At 40.8% G+C, this 14,520-nt stretch carries 14 protein-coding genes and 1 pseudogene; 9 read left to right on the top strand and 6 right to left on the bottom strand.

What is annotated here, in order from left to right; all coding sequences use genetic code 11:
• Positions 1-286: 286 nt before the first annotated feature.
• On the top strand, positions 287-1,171 hold the full coding sequence (locus tag MCT08_RS15900) for a helix-turn-helix transcriptional regulator (protein ID WP_168780424.1): 885 nt from the start codon (positions 287-289) through the stop codon (positions 1,169-1,171).
• A 95-nt stretch (positions 1,172-1,266) separates the two neighbouring features.
• Here the strand turns inward: MCT08_RS15900 and MCT08_RS15895 are convergent, their stop codons facing one another.
• Positions 1,267-2,106, bottom strand: coding sequence for an alpha/beta fold hydrolase (locus MCT08_RS15895; protein WP_168524605.1), 840 nt, complete (start codon positions 2,104-2,106; stop codon positions 1,267-1,269).
• Positions 2,107-2,228: 122 nt separating this feature from the next.
• On the opposite strand from MCT08_RS15895, the gene MCT08_RS15890 reads away from it, so the two are divergent.
• Together MCT08_RS15890 and MCT08_RS15885 are read left to right on the top strand one after the other, a co-directional pair.
• Positions 2,229-2,456: a hypothetical protein gene (locus MCT08_RS15890; RefSeq protein ID WP_274678849.1), complete on the top strand. Its 228-nt coding sequence runs from the start codon at positions 2,229-2,231 to the stop codon at positions 2,454-2,456.
• 163 nt (positions 2,457-2,619) lie between these two features.
• A pseudogene (locus tag MCT08_RS15885) lies at positions 2,620-2,763 on the top strand (site-specific integrase); the annotation flags it as partial.
• Between the two features lie 64 nt (positions 2,764-2,827).
• On the opposite strand, the gene MCT08_RS15880 reads toward MCT08_RS15885, so the two are convergent.
• On the bottom strand, positions 2,828-3,346 hold the full coding sequence (locus tag MCT08_RS15880; protein ID WP_168787038.1) for an NUDIX hydrolase: 519 nt from the start codon (positions 3,344-3,346) through the stop codon (positions 2,828-2,830).
• Between the two features lie 105 nt (positions 3,347-3,451).
• A complete protein-coding gene (locus MCT08_RS15875; RefSeq protein ID WP_053310670.1) occupies positions 3,452-4,399 on the bottom strand; it encodes a DHH family phosphoesterase in 948 nt (315 codons plus the stop codon).
• A 227-nt stretch (positions 4,400-4,626) separates the two neighbouring features.
• Here MCT08_RS15875 and MCT08_RS15870 point away from each other — a divergent pair, with 227 nt between their 5' ends.
• Positions 4,627-4,893: a putative hemolysin gene (locus MCT08_RS15870; RefSeq protein WP_053310696.1), complete on the top strand. Its 267-nt coding sequence runs from the start codon at positions 4,627-4,629 to the stop codon at positions 4,891-4,893.
• Between the two features lie 125 nt (positions 4,894-5,018).
• On the opposite strand, the gene MCT08_RS15865 is transcribed toward MCT08_RS15870, so the two are convergent.
• Positions 5,019-5,552, bottom strand: a complete 534-nt coding sequence (locus tag MCT08_RS15865; RefSeq protein ID WP_053310669.1) for a GNAT family N-acetyltransferase — start codon at positions 5,550-5,552, stop codon at positions 5,019-5,021.
• A gap of 176 nt (positions 5,553-5,728) precedes the next feature.
• Between MCT08_RS15865 and MCT08_RS15860 the strand changes: the two genes are divergently transcribed.
• Positions 5,729-6,856, top strand: coding sequence for an acyl-CoA desaturase (locus MCT08_RS15860; RefSeq protein WP_053310668.1), 1,128 nt, complete (start codon positions 5,729-5,731; stop codon positions 6,854-6,856).
• Between the two features lie 296 nt (positions 6,857-7,152).
• The gene (gene dcuC, locus MCT08_RS15855) at positions 7,153-8,520 is read left to right on the top strand and encodes an anaerobic C4-dicarboxylate transporter DcuC (RefSeq protein WP_261916281.1); all 1,368 of its coding nucleotides are present in this window, start codon (positions 7,153-7,155) and stop codon (positions 8,518-8,520) included.
• 59 nt (positions 8,521-8,579) lie between these two features.
• Here dcuC and MCT08_RS15850 read toward each other — a convergent pair whose 3' ends face one another.
• On the bottom strand, positions 8,580-9,212 hold the full coding sequence (locus tag MCT08_RS15850; RefSeq protein WP_168780678.1) for a response regulator: 633 nt from the start codon (positions 9,210-9,212) through the stop codon (positions 8,580-8,582).
• Positions 9,199-10,917: a nitrate/nitrite two-component system sensor histidine kinase NarQ gene (gene narQ / locus MCT08_RS15845; RefSeq protein WP_168524597.1), complete on the bottom strand. Its 1,719-nt coding sequence runs from the start codon at positions 10,915-10,917 to the stop codon at positions 9,199-9,201. Before narQ ends, MCT08_RS15850 begins: the two co-directional genes overlap by 14 nt.
• A 250-nt stretch (positions 10,918-11,167) precedes the next feature.
• Here narQ and napF point away from each other — a divergent pair, with 250 nt between their 5' ends.
• The 3 genes from napF to napA are packed head-to-tail and all read left to right on the top strand — an operon-like array spanning position 11,168 to position 14,456.
• Positions 11,168-11,662: a ferredoxin-type protein NapF gene (gene napF / locus MCT08_RS15840; protein ID WP_274678847.1), complete on the top strand. Its 495-nt coding sequence runs from the start codon at positions 11,168-11,170 to the stop codon at positions 11,660-11,662.
• A 2-nt stretch (positions 11,663-11,664) separates the two neighbouring features.
• Complete coding sequence (locus MCT08_RS15835; RefSeq protein ID WP_168524595.1) at positions 11,665-11,970, top strand: chaperone NapD; 306 nt, start codon at positions 11,665-11,667, stop codon at positions 11,968-11,970.
• The gene (gene napA, locus MCT08_RS15830) at positions 11,967-14,456 is read left to right on the top strand and encodes a periplasmic nitrate reductase subunit alpha (protein WP_274678846.1); all 2,490 of its coding nucleotides are present in this window, start codon (positions 11,967-11,969) and stop codon (positions 14,454-14,456) included. Before MCT08_RS15835 ends, napA begins: the two co-directional genes overlap by 4 nt.
• The last annotated feature ends 64 nt before the right edge of the window (positions 14,457-14,520 follow it).

Raw genomic sequence — 14,520 nt, 5'->3', positions numbered from 1 at the left:
TATTAAACTATGACTTTCCATTAGTTTAAATTATCAATAATTCAGTCACTTGGATAAGTATAGAGAAAAATCAAATTAACGAAAGCCCGAAACGCTTTGCTAAGGCAAGTTGCGAGGTCTAAAGCATCTCTTGAACGATGAGATGCAGAAATTTCCTCTTGTATCGCTTAGAAACAATATAAACAACTCTATAAAAAGAACTTGATAGTGTTTCTGAACTTCATCAATATCAATGCCTATCCAATTTATTTCAATTTTTGATTAAATACATCCCCCTAGGATTTATATGTCGAACCTCGATAACACAAAAGCTTTAGCTGTATCGGATCAAGAAATTGATCGCTTAGATGAAATGCTGAAAACTATTGATTCAGATATTTCGATCGCTATGTCATACGTCAGACGAGCACAAGGATTAACTTTCAAGACGCTAGATAAACGTTTTTCCGGCATCAATAGTGGAACCTTGAAAAGATATATGCAGCAAAGTTACCATTCTATGCGACCTATTCATATTGTGGCCGCCTATTCATGGGTCACAATGGTTCCAATGACTGCATTTTATTATGGCTTCAAACTCAAAGAATTTTACCGTGGAATGGATGACAATGCTGTAGAAGCACTGGTCTGTATTGGGCGTCTACCAACAGAACAATTCAATACTTTTCTGAACATGGTTTGCTATACATTAAGTGAAGAATCACGACGAGAATTCCTCACGTTCAGGGCTGCTATTGAATCAGAGTATGGTGTGATAGAAAACTACAGTAGCTTATTTCCGCCAGCAGTATTAGATATCAATGAATTTGCAATTGATTACTATCATTCAGTTGCAATAACAGTAAAGAGGTTCAGAGAAGAAAACGACATTTCAATTGATACAATATCAAGAGTTCTAGGATTATCAAGATATCAATATGAGGCGTTAGAAAAACCCAATAAAATCATACACTTTCCTGTTTCCATTGGCTTTAGGGTTAAACTTGGTTTTAAGCTCAATACTCATGTCAACTTTACCAGTGAGATGAGGCAATTCCCTGAATTTCACAAACTCAGACAAGTACAACATATTCGAGACTTACTGATAGTCGAGGCTCTAAGAAAGCTAAAATCAAATGAACGGCAATCCATGACTCAAATTTTGACTAGTTTATCAGATATATATAAGTAAAATGTGATATGAAACTTTTCAGTGTAAATGGTCAACTTAAAATGCACAGAGTTTTAAGTTGACCGAATTGGCTATAAGTTTAAAAATAATGTCTGTTAACTAGACAAGTTTTTTAAGGTTTTTTCGATAGCAACAGATGAAGCTGCCTGTGCAATCAAGATTGAAGATAATCTGTCCGGATGTTCTAAATGAATAAAATGGTCTGCGTTTTTAATAATTAAAAAATTGCAATTAATTAATTTTCGTGAAAATTCAAATGCAACTTCCTTAGTTACATATGGATCAAGTTCTCCTACACATATAGTACAAGGGATATTTATATCTTCAACATTTGATGGTTTATGAACTAATAACCTAATGGAGTTTTCAAAAAACACATCAATTCTGTCAGGTGTCATTTTAGATATACTTCTCTCTGTTGCTCTTTGTATGGCCTTATTTTTCGGAATTTCTGGATTATCAACAGATAAAGAACGAGTAAAAACTTTAGCAAATACTTCTGGCCCCTGCATTGCAGCAGCAATCATTTGCTTTGTGGCATAACGACCGGATTTAGGTATACCAGGGACACCGCCGCAAATTGACAGACTGGTAACATACGGCCAGATATTACAAAGCTCGACAGAAATAGCGGTCGCATAAGAAAAAGCGATGATGTGCGCTTTTTTGAGATCCATATACTGGATCAAATCTAACAGCATTAAAGTTTGTTCTCTAATACTGATTGTTGAGTCCAATGGCTTGGTGCGACCAGTACCCGGAACTTCAACAGTTAAACAGTTTATCTCTTGAGAAAATGCTCGAGAAAACGAGTCAACAGATTCGATATCCTGCAAAGCTCCGAGTAAAAAAATGACATACTGTTCCGACTGATTCTTCTTATATAAAGAAAATCTAAATTGATTGTCATTTAAGATAATTTGATTGATTTCCATTGATTTCTCCTTTGATAAATTTGGAGAGCTCAATATAAATCATTCATAAAAAAGGGAGGCTAAGTAACGCTGTTGCTGTGACCTCATGAATACTGATATCAATGTTGGCAGGCTTAATAATAATGAAACAAGACAACTTATCCCACTACCTCGACGACGCAGACCAATCCGTTAAAAACTTTATTGCTTCTCTACTGGATGCGTTTAGCAATCAAATCAAAAAAGAAGATGCTCCACTCGTTCAGCTTGAATATTTTGGGGCGCTAATGGAAGTACGATTACTCGCTTTCGAAGGAGTGTACGACCCATCCAAAGATAACCCGCAATGCACGAAGTTATCTAAAAGCTGAACCTCATTTTCAAAAGTTAGATCATAAATAGCATCAAAATTATGAGGCTCTTTTTTTCAATAAAAGAGCCCCTATCCTAAAACTTGACATTTTTGCACTCACAACATTTTAAAACATTGTTTAACCACTTCCCCCTAATTATACAGCTTGGTGTTAGTGTTCTATGTCTATCGGTAATTTAAAAGATGGTTCTACTAAATCTTGGATCTGCGAATGCTATCCAAATGAGCGAAGTGATAAGCGTGTTCGCAAGAAATTCACTACCAAGGGAGAAGCTAAAGTCTTTGAATTCTTTGCCGCCAAAGAATGGCGACAAAGTGGTAGCAGAGGATGCTATCTAGCGTTTTAAAAGACATTAAAACGTTTTTAACCTACAGCAGCTCTTTTGCAATCAAATGCAGCAGAAACGTTTCTCGCTCAATGCTCATACCCTTTTTCGGGCTTTCTGCCATGGTCTTCTCATTGTGAGCAATAGCATCGTGAATATTAATCCAAACCGGCTTCATACCATTTTTCTGCTCATAGTCTTCGTAATTGGTTTTGCCTAATTGGCGATTAATTTTGCAGGTGTAGCAATAAGAGAGCATATGCACGACATCGGCATTATCTTTAAACCAAGGGCGAAACTCTTCAAACAGGCCAAATGGTTTAATTGAATGAATATTTTGAGCGCCAGTTTCTTCTTGGAGTTCGCGAACCATAGCCGCGATAATATCTTCACCTTCATCCACACCACCACCTGGAATGGTGTAGTCATGGTAGCGTTCAGTGTAAAGCATCAATATATCTTCACCATCTAAGACTATTGCTCTTGCCGCATTTCGTTGGAAAATAATTTTGTTATCAAGGTGCTCAATATCAGCATGAATTAGGGTGTTAAGGTGTCTCATAGCATTTAGTCATTTTGAATTTTGCTAAAGACTAACATACCAGATACGCAAAAGCCCTGACTGGCAGGGCCTGTTAAGCGCTTTACTGTACGAATAGTAAAAAAACTAACCATCTGTAGTTATCTGTTTGATTAGCTCTTTTTCAACTTGCTCGGCTTGCTCTATCGCAATTTGACACGTTCCCGCCGCTTGATGCCCACCTCCACCATATTTAAGCATCAGTGCGCCAATATTAGTTTTTGAACTGCGATCAAAAATCGACTTGCCAGTTGCAAACACAATATTCTGCTTTTGGAATCCCCACATTTTATGGATCGAGATATTACACTGTGGGAACAACGCATAAATGATGAAACGGTTCCCCGCATAGATCGTCTCTTCCGCAGTGAGATCTAGGAATACCAAGTTAGCGTAAACTTTGGCACACCTTTGGATTTGTTGTTTGAACAACGTTTCATGCTCACGGTACAAAGCAATACGTTCTTGTACATCCGGCAAGGCAAGTATGTCGTCGATAGAATGACTTGCGCAATATTCAATCAAATCCATCATCAAATTGTAGTTTGAGATACGGAACTCACGAAAACGCCCTAACCCTGTTCTGGCATCCATTAAGAAGTTCAACAAATTCCATCCAGTCGAATCTAATACTTCATCACGGCTAAACTGGGCTGAGTCACCTTTATCAACAGCAATGAGCATTTCCTGCCACTCTTGGGGGAAAGTGTTGTTACCATCATAATATTCCCATACAACATGAGCCGCAGAAGGAGCGTGTGGGTCAATAATGTGATTAGGACGTTCACCTTCGTTGCGGATCGTTTCTGACAAATGGTGATCAAAAATTAAATGAGCATTGGCAACATAAGGTAGGTTGGTAACAATATCACGCTCGGTTGTTTCCACTTTGCCATCTTGCATATCTTTGGGGTGTACAAATAAAATATCATCAATAAGATCAAGCCGTTTTAACAAAACGGCACACACTAAACCATCAAAATCACTGCGTGTCACCAATCGAAATTTACGTTGTTCTTGCTGCGTTTCAGACATAGTTCGTTTCCTTACAAAAGCGCTATTCTCTATTCACCACTAGCCCACCTTCATTGGCATTTCTAAGACAAGTGGATGAGTAATGAGACTAAATTCATGCTTTCCTATCAGCTATACGCTTTAATTCTAGACGACATCGATCTTTTGACAAACTTAACACAATGGTTTTTAAAAAGTTATTCTACAATATCACTAAGCCACTCATTGAATATACTCGAGGTCAAATCATGAAAAAAAGCGGTTTATTTTTAGGTGCCATTATTGCTTCTATTGCGCTGATGGGTTGTTCTTCCAACAACTCAGAGCAATATAAAGTAAAAAAATACACGTCAATTTCTAACCCAGCAGCAGTATATTGTGTGCAGCAAAACGGTATGCTGGAAACCGTGACTGAGAATGGTATGCGTGTCACTTATTGTGTATTGTCAGAAGGCAACAAAGTAGAACAGTGGCAATACTATCGCGATCACCATCAAGATAAAGCAAACCAGTAATCTGCAATACGGCCAGCGTATGCTGGCCGTATTTACTGTATCTCGTATTTCTAGGTTAAACTGTTTTTAGAGATGAAAAGATTGAATAACATAAGATGATGCGCACAACGTCTTTCGAAGTAGAATCAAGCTGAAACCGCAGTCAGTAAATCGTTGGGGCTTTTCCAAGAATAAACCCACTCTTTGATGTCATTTCCGCAGGGTGAATGCCATAAACGCTCGCTTTTAGGCTGACTTTCAAGGTAATCATAAAAATCAATGGCTTGCTTATTATCAGCCATCACTTCCAAATAGACACCGCTGTCAGGAAAGTAGTGATTAATCCAAGATACCATCTCTTGAATGAGCTTACGACCGATACCTCGACCTCGGTAGTTTTCGTCAATATGAAGGGATTCAATAATGCTCCCTTTTTCAAAATCATGATTACCAAAAGCGCATATAAAACCACACAATAACCCGCCCTCTTCAATCAATAATACGTGTTGATTAAATGGTGGGTTGATAAGGCGTGTTTGCCAGATCAATAAACGGTCTTCGAGTACATCATTGTCGAGGTATTCTTTGCCCAAAATACCTTGGTAGTGGGTGCGCCAACTCTGTGCATGAAGCTGTGCAATTCGTTCATAATCGCAATATTCAGCTACTTTAATTTCCATATCCTAGTCCTTATTACTTCCTGTAAGGATTATTGTCGCCTTTTATACTATTCGCTTCAAAGGAAAAAGCAAAACATACTGTTCACATTTTACATAAAGATTAGCTAAACTTATTTGACTTACATGTGTGCGCTGATATTCTAGCGAACACATGTAAGCCCAAGGACTTTTTTGTTATGGAATCAAATTCAAAACCACCACTGATATGGTTAAATATTTTTGTGTTTAGCTCGAGCTTTTTGTTGGCTGCTATCGCTGCACCTTTATATGGATGGCAATTTGGCTATGGTCTCGAGCATTGGTTGTGGTTGGTCGTTTGTTTCTCATTTTGTAATCTTTCCATCACCGCTGGTTACCACCGACTTTGGTCTCATAAAGCCTATGAAGCACACTGGTCTTTGCGGATATTGTTTGCTTTAGGTGGTGCATTTGCACTACAAAATAGTGCGCTACATTGGTCTTCTGATCATCGTGTACACCATAAGCATGTCGACAATAATGATAAAGACCCTTATTCAGCAAAACGGGGGTTTTGGTTTTCACATATTGGCTGGATGCTTCGTGATTATCATAATGACAGCTATGCCGATTACAGCAATTGCCGCGATTTGCAGAAAGATAAAATCGTGATGTGGCAACATAAGTACTACGTCCCGTTAGCTATCATTATGAACTTTGGCGTGCCTATTGCGTTAGGGCTGATTTATAACGATGTGATTGGCATGATTCTAGTCGTCGGCGCGCTACGCTTGGTTCTTAACCACCACACCACATTTTTTATCAATTCGTTGGCCCACATTTGGGGAACTCAACCGTACACTGATAAAAACACTGCGAAAGACAATGGAATTTTAGCGTTTTTCACTTTCGGAGAAGGCTACCACAACTACCACCATATTTTTGAAAATGACTACCGGAATGGTATTTATTGGTGGCAGTATGATCCGACAAAGTGGTTGATTAAAGTTTGTGCTTGGTTTGGGTTAGCTCGTAAATTGCGCGTTTCTCCTCAATTTAAAGTAGAAAAAGCGAAGGCCTTAATGGCGCTCAAAAATACGCAAAAGAAAATCGAGGCATTACCTAACCATCAACATGTAATGGCGAATATTCAACGTGAATTTGACTCCCTCACTCAGCAATTGCATGAGTACTACGAGTTAAAAAAACAGATCTTAGAAAGTAAAAAACACAATATGGTACGCAAATATGAGCATTCGTTGCTTAAGCTACGTTACCTACAAGTAAAACAGCAATTAGAGCAACAAAGAGCCAATTGGCAGCTTATCGTTCGTCAGTACTCTTAAATTCTATCATGATATTTTAGTGTAACAGGGGCAGCCCTGTTGCACTGACTTTTGTCATCTTTTCCATAAATGACAACACACGAGATATAACCTTACTATTGATATCATCAATAGTTTTAACATCTAAATCCATAACACTATCCCAGAATTTTAAACCAAGCTTCTAAGTGATATTTTTCTTGTTTTAGATCATCTAATGTTCAAGTTACTCTCGTGCTACAACACTCTTTTCTGTAAATTCCTTGTCATAAATTGATACACATTGTTGAACATTTTCATAATTTCAGGAGAGTTAAATGCTGGAGCTTCTCATTGGCTTAGTGGTAACGGTTGCCGTTGGTTACTTCATTGTAAAAGGATACAAACCTGCGGGCGTATTATTGACCGCTGGTATCTCACTGCTTTTATTAACAGGATTATTGGGCTATAAAATTTTGCCTGCCAAAATTGCTTCTACTGGCAACATGGTGACCGACTCGCTTGAGTACGTGAAATATATGCTGCAATACCGTGGGGGTGGCCTAGGTATGCAAATCATGCTGTTGTGTGGTTTTGCGTCGTATATGACTCACATTGGTGCCAATAATGTCGTTGTAAAACAATTTTCTAAGCCTCTTTCAGTGATCAAATCTCCATACGTATTACTTGTTGCGGCTTATATTGTAGCGTGTCTAATGTCATTGGCTGTCAGTTCTGCAACGGGTCTTGGCGTGTTATTAATGGCGACGTTATTCCCAATGATGACCGCAATGGGTATTTCACGCCCGGCAGCAGTTGCCGTTTGTGCGTCGCCTGCAGCGATCATCCTTTCTCCTACTTCTGGCGACGTTGTTATTGCGGCTGAAAAATCAGGCTTACCGTTACACGTATTTGCCGTAGAAACCGTTTTACCTGTATCGATTTGTGCCATCATCGTCATGGCTGCGGCAGCGTTTTTCTGGAATAAATACCTAGATAAGAAAGACAATACACCAATGGAAAAAATTGATGTGTCAGCTATCGAGGTCAATGCCCCAGCCTATTATGCTGCACTACCTTTTCTACCCATTATCGGTGTGTTCTTGTTTAACGGCGAGACTATTGAAGGATTAAGCCTCGATATTTACACCATTGTTGTCGGCTCTATCTTCCTCGGTGCACTGATTGATTTCGTGACTAAACGTTTTAATGGTAAAGAAACCCTGCAAGATCTTGAATCATGTTACGAAGGCATGGCTGAAGCCTTTAAAGGTGTAGTAATGCTGTTAGTCGCAGCTGGTGTATTTGCACAAGGTCTGATGTCTATAGGCGCAATTGATAACCTGCTTCATCTTGCTGAATCTGCCGGTGCTGGTGGTGTTGCATTAATGCTCATTTTAACTGGTTTGACTGTCGCAGCCGCTATTGCAACCGGTTCAGGTAACGCACCATTCTATGCGTTCGTAGAACTTGCGCCTTCGTTAGCAGCTAAATTAGGCATCAACCCAGCGTTTCTGATTATCCCAATGCTTCAAGCTTCAAACCTAGGCCGTACTATTTCACCAGTTTCTGGGGTGGTAGTAGCAACAGCTGGCATGGGGCATATCAGCCCATTTGAAGTGGTAAAACGTACTTCTGTGCCAGTGTTATTAGGCTTGATTACCGTTATTATCGGTACGGTAATACTTGTACCAATGACGGCATAGCACCGCCACCAAAAACTAAGGGCGTTCAATTGAACGCCCTTTTTATAACTGTTTAATTGCTATTGATTATCGCCAAAATACTCTAGATAAAGTATCGTTGCAGCAGTTCTCGAAGGTACTTTCAGCTTTTTCAGCAAACTTTTCATGTGGACTTTTACTGTTGACTCTGAAATAAACAAACGATCTGCAATTTGTTTATTACGATACCCTTTTGCCACTTCTTTTAATATCTGCATTTCTCGGCTTGTTAAGGCATCAAACACATTTTCATGATCATCACGTTCACTTAAGTAGCGACTTACAAATTGCGAGTACGCCTTTTCACCGCGCGCAGCATCTCTCAATAACTCAATCAGTTCGTCAGGCTCAGTATCTTTTAAAAGATAACCATCAGCGCCTTGTTTAACGATCGCTTCAATATCTGACGCATTGTCTGAAACCGTTAGAATGACAATAATGGCATTCGACTCATCGGCTCGCAGAGCTTTGAGCGTGTCTAACCCTGACATGCCCTTCATATTCAAATCGAGCAAAATTAAGTCTGGCTCAGTTTCATGAGCCAATGCGATCGCATCCATACCATTACTAACTTCAGCCACGATTTCAAAATCATCTTCAAAACTCAGTAGCTGGTTTATACCGCGTCTCATCAAAGGATGATCATCCACTAGCATTACTCTACATATCGTCACAATGTGTACCCTTTGAATTCTTAAATTTTAATACAACCTCACACCCCGAATTTGGTGAAGATGTTACCGATAAGTCACCATGTAATCGAGCGGCTCTTTCTTGCATAATTGTTAAACCATAGTGGTTCAACTTAGCATCATGTTTATCAAAACCAACACCATCATCCTTAATCATAACTACCACATCCTCATCGGATTGATCGCAAAAGATAGTAATTGAATTGGCACTGGCATGTTTAATGGCATTCATCGTTGCTTCGCGGATTAACTGCAATAAATGCACCTGTTGATGTGCGTCTAATCCCATTGAAGATAAGTTATTACTCAGCACTATCTGCGCTGTAGTTTGTGAACCAAGCTGTTCCAGCATCTCTTTTAAAGCCTGACCAAAATTACCTTCGCGTATGGTTAATCTGAACGTGGTTAATAACTCACGCAGTTGGGTATAAGCCCCCGACAAACCTTGGTCGATATCAACAATGATTTGTTTAGTGCTGGCTTCATCTCTGTGTTGATTCTGTCGACCGATGACTCGTTTTAATAAGGATACTTGTATTTTTAGATACGATAGTGACTGAGCTAAAGAATCATGCAGTTCGCGAGCAATCGTGGCACGTTCTTCCATTAAAATCAGTTGCTCGGTTTGCTTTTGAGTTTGATTGTAATAAATAGCCCGCGACAAAATTTGCACGAAGTTATCAATCAATGTTTTATTCGGGCAAGGCAAACCGTATTGGATATATAAGTTACCGAGTTGTTTTCCACCAAGGGTCAATGGCAACGGTGACTCACTGCTGCACTCACCTTGAGACAACACAGTGCTTTTCCCCTCTTCATCATGCACCTCCAACCGAGCAGAAACCACACCTTCCAAACTGACTATGTGTCTTAAAATTGCCTGAAAATTATCTTGGCTAATACGCGATGCTGTTAATTCTTGTGAAGAATTATATAGCACTTGAAGCGACTGGTTTGCATTTTCTAACTTATGAGTTTTTTCGTTAACCGCCTGCTCAAGCCCTCGATATAACTGCCCAAGATCTTTTGCCATTCGGTTAAAAGTACGCGTTAAAATCCCCATCTCATTGTGGCTAGTCACATTCAGTTCAACATCAAAAGAGCGGTTTTGAATCTGTTCACTGGCAGTGACCAATGACCTTAGCGGAACCACCACTTCTTTGCGAATAAAGTGAACGACAAACAGTGATATCCCCAAAACACCACCTAAGCCAATGCCGCCAACCCAAGCAAGTTTAATCAGTTTTTGTTCAGAGAAATGCTGTAACTTGAAAACGAAACCATCAACCTGAGCCACAAATTGAGCGACTTCATCAAGATATTGCGCTTTGTTTTCGCTATTTAAGACCTTTTTTAACTGATGCCAGCGAATGATTAACTGATAGTAATCTTGAGTGATCTCTTTAGGGACAGGCCAACGCTGCAACGCTTTCATCGAAGATGAATACAAAGATTGCTCAAATAAATAAATGTGCGAAGGATAATCTGCCGAGTTACTGTGAATATCATGCGCTAATCGATAGCTTTGCATGCGCATTGACCCCGCCACATTCACCGCTTCCGCATCATTTAGCGACGAGGCCAAAGTAATAATTGCATAACCGGTGATCGCAACCGATAGCAACAAGATCAACGACATTGCTTTAGCAATCGTACTTGTAACCGATTTTCCCGTATTTTGTATCAAAAAATGACTCCCAGTTCATGGCTATAAATATTGTATCCGATTTATACGCAAGCCGTGAAAACCATCCAATATGTGATCACTCGCGTCAGAATTTGTTGATCTAAAACAACATACCCCGCCAATTACCCCCTTATAGGTATTTATACAAATATGACAAAAACTACAATTTATATATAGATAAATGAAAATTTGTTAAGCACAAGCTAAGCTTTTATTACTAATCGTTACATTAAATTCAGGGTGTATAATTTTGGTCGACCTATCCAAAAGACGTTTCTTTGCAAAGCATCATGTTGACGACAATATCGTCCGCCTGCCTTGGATTGCAAAACCAAATACATTCACTGATGACTGTACCCGCTGCGGACGCTGCTTAGCGGCTTGTGAAGCTCGTATTATCACACATGGTGATGGAGGGTTTCCCACGGTTGATTTCCGTATTGATGAATGCACTTTTTGCTATCAATGTGCCGATGCCTGTCCTGAGCCTATTTTCAAACCAAGAACAGAAACACCTTGGTTAGCTAAAGCCACAATAAGCCAAGCTTGCTTAGCGGAACAAAATGTCGAATGTCGCAGTTGTAGCGAAGCCTGTGAATTAATGGCGATAAGCTTCAAATTACAAATTGGCAAGGTCGCACAACCCATTATAAACATCGATGACTGCAATGGATGTGGAGCCTGTGTTTCTCTCTGCCCTACCGCTGCCATCAGTGTAAACCATATTAATAATAATGAGAGATAAGTATGTCGCTCAACGAAGTGCACATTTCAAGCTTAGTCGTTCATGTTGTCCCCGAACACTTAGCCGCTATAAAAGCGCAAATTGAATCGTTTGATAACGCTGAAATTTATGGTGAAAGTCCAGAAGGAAAAATGGTCGTGGTGTTGGAAACCGAAAACCAAGGTTTTGTCACTGACACGATCGATGCGATTGGCAATTTACCGCACGTTCTCAGTACCGTTTTGGTGTATCACCAAATTGAGACGGATCTAGACGAAATGAATACTGACAATGGAAAACAACATTCCCAAATTGAGGGTGAAGTATGAAAATGACAAGACGTGCGTTTGTGAAAGCAAACGCGGCCGCATCAGCTGCTGCCGTTGCAGGAATTAGCTTACCTGCCTCTGCAACTAACCTGATTGCCAGTACAGACCAAACCAAAATCACTTGGGATAAAGCTCCTTGTCGTTTCTGCGGTACAGGTTGCTCTGTGTTGGTCGGTACCCAAAATGGTAAAGTAGTGGCCACGCAAGGTGACCCAGAAGCACCAGTAAACAAAGGGTTGAATTGTATAAAGGGCTATTTCCTTTCAAAAATCATGTATGGGAAAGATCGCCTTGAACAGCCGCTACTACGCATGAAAGATGGTCAATACCACAAAGATGGCGACTTCACTCCCGTTTCATGGGATCAAGCTTTCGATGTAATGGCTGATAAATGGAAACAGGCACTGAAAGATAAAGGGCCAACCAGCGTTGGTATGTTTGGCTCTGGTCAATGGACCGTTATGGAAGGTTACGCTGCCGTTAAACTGATGAAAGCCGGTTTTCGTTCCAACAATATCGACCCGAACGCACGTCACTGTATGGCATCGGCCGTTGTCGGTTTTATGCGTAGCTTCGGTATTGATGAACCAATGGGCTGTTATGACGACTTCGAACATGCTGACGCATTCGTGCTTTGGGGTTCAAACATGGCAGAAATGCACCCTGTGCTTTGGACTCGTATCACTGATCGCCGTTTAAGTCACCCACATGTTAAAGTTAACGTTCTATCGACTTACTACCATCGTTCTTTCGAATTGGCTGATAACGGTTACATTTTCCACCCTCAATCTGACCTTGCTATTGCCAATTTTATTGCCAACTACATCATTCAAAACGATGCGGTAAACTGGGATTTCGTCAATAAGCACACCAACTTCAAGCAAGCGACTACAGACATCGGTTATGGTCTGCGTGATGAGCATCCACTTCAAAAAGCAGCAAAAAATGCTAACTCTGGCGATATGACAGCCATCAATTTTGAAGAGTACAAAGCTTCTGTTGCCCCTTATACCGTCGAAAAAGCATCAGAATTATCTGGCGTTGCGCCAGATAAGTTGATTGCACTCGCCAAGCAATATGCAGATCCAAACCTTAAAGTTATGTCGCTGTGGACCATGGGTATGAATCAGCACACCCGCGGTGTTTGGATGAATAGCCTTGTGTACAATATCCACTTATTAACAGGCAAAATCGCGACTCCAGGCAACAGTCCATTCTCGTTAACGGGTCAACCTTCAGCTTGCGGTACTGCGCGTGAAGTGGGTACCTTTGCTCACCGCCTGCCTGCTGACATGGTGGTCGCCAACCCAAAACACCGTGCTATTGCTGAAAAAACATGGAAACTACCGGAAGGCACCATTCCACCAAAGCCAGGCTTCCATGCTGTACTGCAAGATCGCATGTTGAAAGATGGCAAGCTCAACGCTTATTGGGTCCAATGTAACAACAACATGCAAGCTGGCCCAAACATCAACGAAGAACGTTTGCCAGGTTATCGTAACCCAGAGAACTTTATTGTCGTTTCTGACCCGTATCCAACAGCAACCGCGCAAGCAGCTGACCTTATTCTTCCAACTGCAATGTGGATAGAAAAAGAAGGCGCTTACGGTAATGCTGAGCGTCGTACTCAAGCTTGGTATCAACAAGTGGGCACGGTCGGTGAAGCTAAATCTGACTCATGGCAAGTTATGGAGTTCTCTAAACGCTTCAAAGTAGAAGAAGTGTGGCCAGAAGAACTGCTCGCCAAAGCGCCAGAATACCGAGGTAAAACTCTGTTTGATATACTATTCAAAAACGGACAAGTTGACCAATTCCCAATTGAAGAAGCTCGTGAATTGAATGACGATGCCCATCACTTTGGTTTCTACGTACAAAAAGGGCTATTTGAAGAATACGCTAGCTTTGGACGTGGTCACGGTCACGATTTAGCACCTTACGATACCTATCACAAAGTGCGTGGACTACGCTGGCCTGTGGTTGATGGTAAAGAAACACTATGGCGCTTTAAAGAAGGCTCGGATCCTTACGCGAAGAAAGGCTCTGACTGGGATTTCTATGGTAAACCTGACGGTAAAGCGTGGATCATTTCAGCCCCTTACGAAGCACCACCAGAAACGCCTGATGCTGAATTCGACTTGTGGTTATGTACCGGTCGTGTACTGGAACATTGGCACACTGGCACCATGACTCGTCGTGTACCTGAGCTGTATAAAGCCGTACCAGATGCATTGTGTTATCTCCATCCTGAAGATGCAAAATCACGAGGTCTTCGCCGTGGTGATGAAGTACTGATTTCAAACAAACGCGGTGAGGTTCGAGTACGAGTTGAAACTCGTGGTCGTAACCGCCCACCTCAAGGCTTAGTATTTGTACCGTTCTTTGATGCTCGCATTCTTATTAACAAGCTGATCTTAGACGCGACGGATCCACTATCGAAGCAAACTGACTTCAAAAAGTGTCCAGTTAAGATCACCAAAGTGGCATAAACCCGTTAACGAATGTATCGGCTGCCACAGCGCAGCCGCTCAAAGAATGAGCCATTAGGCGGAG

Source organism: Vibrio aestuarianus, from assembly GCF_028858425.1.
GTDB classification, from domain to species: domain Bacteria; phylum Pseudomonadota; class Gammaproteobacteria; order Enterobacterales; family Vibrionaceae; genus Vibrio; species Vibrio aestuarianus.
The sequence above is the reverse complement of the archived record's forward strand: the minus strand, read 5'-3'. Positions and strand labels throughout refer to the sequence as shown.